The sequence below is a fragment of the Synechococcus sp. PCC 6717 genome (genome assembly GCF_022698185.1).
Lineage (GTDB): Bacteria > Cyanobacteriota > Cyanobacteriia > Thermosynechococcales > Thermosynechococcaceae > Thermosynechococcus > Thermosynechococcus lividus.
In genome coordinates this window covers 1-1,336 of record NZ_JAKLTV010000062.1, presented here as the reverse complement: position 1 = coordinate 1,336, position 1,336 = coordinate 1, and the positions used below count along the sequence as shown (strand labels likewise).

The following is a 1,336-nucleotide window of genomic DNA, read 5'->3' as shown; positions in this document are numbered from 1 at the left end:
AGGCTAGTTGCGGATGGGTATTGAGGTTTCATGGCCAGGTGGCTCTATCGTCCGAGTTATGCTTAATCAATAGCTAAATGCCAGCAAATTAAGCAACGTAACTGAAAATTGTCAAAGTTCCTGAACCCATAACCTGACCGCTTGATCAGCTTCAATTTATTGTTAATACCTTCAACAACACCACTATTTGTGTGATTATCAAAATAGGCGGTGATCTCGCCCTTGGCGACTGCTTGGTAAAAGTTAATGAGGTGCGGATTTGAGTCCGCAAGCAACGCCTTCCTAGGCCGCACATTAAAGACCACGACGCCTGATCCCATGAATGGTTCAATCCAGCGACCGTCAAAATCGGCAGGGATGATGGCCTTTATCCAAGGAACGAGTTTAGTCTTGATTCCTTGACACTTTATCGGGGGCACTAGCACTCGATGAATGCTCATGGTTGATTGTTCCTTGGGACGATAAGTGATGGATCGCCGCCACGATATTTCACAAAATCAACAAGCGACGTGATCCTCTTGGTTTTCCCATCTGGGCCTTTGACGATAATCTTTCCAAAATTCATCCAGTAATCGTCAAACCACTCCTCACCGAGCTTAGCGAACATGCCGTTGCCTGAAAGGATGTCCTCAATGGGCTGGATGCTATCGATATTGGCTGTGTTTCGTCAATAATGGCTCCATCAGCGCGATCATAGATAATGCCCAAGCAAAAATGGCCGGAATAGCTTCCATAAGGGAATTGAATGTTCTTCGTGCTTGTTCGGTTCTGAAAGTATTCACCATGTGAACCAAGAGTGAATCCATTACAGAGCCAAGGTTTGCCGGTAATACGGTAGGTAGTCTTGAAGTCAACGGCAAAGCGAACGGCTTCATCATGCTTTGAGACAAATGATATATCCGGGTAGTAATTCTGCTGCTCAGCGAGAACGATGGCAAAGTCATGCTCATCAGCAAAAGCAATAATTCTCGGGAAAAGGTGGATCTCGAGGATTTTGGAAACAATTTTGGTGTCGGACGAGATTGTATAAACGTTCCTAAAGGCGTCGATAAATCCCTTGACTGACCACTGCCCATCCTCTGTGCTCACGTGCCCTGTGAGAGTATTCGCAAACTCTTTCAAGGCATTCTCGAATTCCGCTTTCATCATCGCTGGTGATCTCTTATAGGAGTGATGTGGGCGGGCTAAAACCCCTCCGCTTTAGCGAGGGGATACAGCCAACTCAGGGGGCTTTAGCCCTCTCTATGTGTTAAACTAGAGACGTGGAAAGTAGGCGTATCAACTACGCGAAGAAACATCCTAGTACGGAGAAATCCCGGCAAGTAAGTCASTACCG

Annotated in this window: 1 protein-coding gene and 1 pseudogene; both read right to left on the bottom strand. The window is 46.4% G+C overall.

Going from position 1 to position 1,336, the window contains the following annotated elements; translation table 11 throughout:
* Positions 1–62: 62 nt before the first annotated feature.
* A complete protein-coding gene (locus L5470_RS13280) occupies positions 63–440 on the bottom strand; it encodes a DNA adenine methylase (RefSeq protein ID WP_099798951.1) in 378 nt (125 codons plus the stop codon).
* A pseudogene (locus L5470_RS13275) lies at positions 437–1,146 on the bottom strand (type II restriction endonuclease). The gene L5470_RS13280 and the pseudogene L5470_RS13275 overlap by 4 nt, the downstream one beginning before the upstream one ends.
* Positions 1,147–1,336 lie beyond the last annotated feature (190 nt).

Coding starts and splice junctions, on each gene's coding strand:
- L5470_RS13280 (WP_099798951.1), bottom strand. CDS start 440: ATGAGCATTCATCGAGTGCTAGTGCCCCCGATAAAGTGTCAAGGAATC.